Annotated in this window: 1 protein-coding gene; it reads left to right on the top strand. The window is 65.3% G+C overall.

All coding sequences use genetic code 11. The annotated features are described in order from the left end of the window. On the top strand, positions 1-1,336 hold a 1,336-nt coding region (locus tag Mco01_RS40030; protein ID WP_204061785.1), incomplete at both ends, for a glycoside hydrolase family 43 protein.

The following is a 1,336-nucleotide window of genomic DNA, read 5'->3' as shown; positions in this document are numbered from 1 at the left end:
GCATGCTGGCGTTGGTTCCGGCCGGCGCGGCGCGGGCGGACAATCCGATCATCCAGACGATCTACACCGCCGACCCGGCGCCGCTGGTCTACAACGGGCGGGTCTACCTCTACACCGGCCACGACGAGGACAACTCCACCTACTTCACCATGAAGGACTGGCGCGTCTGGTCCTCCACCGACATGGTCAACTGGACCGACCACGGATCCCCCCTCAGCGTCGCCACCTTCAGCTGGGCCAAATCCGACGCCTGGGCCGGCCAGGCCATCAACCGCAACGGCAAGTTCTACTGGTACGTCCCCACCACCAACCGATCCACCGGCCGCATGGCCATCGGCGTCGCCGTCTCCGACAGCCCCACCGGCCCCTTCAAAGACGCCCTCGGCCACCCCCTGGTCGAAAACGGCGAAATCGACCCCACCGTCTTCATCGACGACAACGGCCAGGCCTACCTCTACTGGGGCAACCCCCACCTGTCCTACGTCAAACTCAACACCGACATGATCTCCTACACCGGCAGCGTCACCCAGATCCCCCTCACCACCAGCGGCTTCGGCACCCGCACCGGCGACGCCAACCGCCCCACCCTCTTCGAAGAAGGCCCCTGGGTCTACAAACGCGGCAACCTCTACTACATCGTCTTCGCCGCCAAATGCTGCTCCGAATTCATCGCCTACTCCACCGCGCCCAGCCCCACCGGCCCCTGGACCTACCGCGGAACGATCATGCCCACCCAGGGCAGCAGCTTCACCAACCACCCCGGAGTCATCGACTACAACGGAGGCTCCTACTTCTTCTACCACAACGGCGCCCTCCCCGGCGGCGGCGGATACACCCGCTCCGTCGCCGTCGAAAAATTCACCTACAACGCCGACGGCACCATCCCCACCATCACCATGACCACCACCGGCGCCCCCCAAATCGGCACCCTCGACCCCTACACCCGCCAAGAAGCCGAAACCATCGCCTGGGAATCCGGCGTCGAAACCGAACCCTCCGCCGAAGGCGGCATGAACGTCAGCTACATCGACAACGGCGACTACATCAAGGTCAAAGGCGCCGCCTTCGGCACCACCGGCGCCACCACCTTCACCACCCGAGCCGCCTCCGGCGCCAACGGCGGCAAAATCGAACTCCACCTCGACAGCCTCACCGGCACCCTCATCGGCACCTGCACCATCCCCGGCACCGGCGGCTGGCAGACCTACACCACCATCACCTGCCCCGTCACCAACGCCAAAGGAACCCACGACCTCTACTTCAAATACACCGGCGCAAGCGGCTCCCTGTTCAACCTGAACTGGTGGCAGTTCACCACCGGCCCCACCCCCACCCC

Origin of the sequence: Microbispora corallina (assembly GCF_016863035.1) — a bacterium.
Taxonomy (GTDB): Bacteria; Actinomycetota; Actinomycetes; order Streptosporangiales; family Streptosporangiaceae; genus Microbispora; species Microbispora corallina.
Note: the sequence above shows the minus strand (reverse complement) of the source record. Positions and strands in the feature narration are given on the sequence as shown.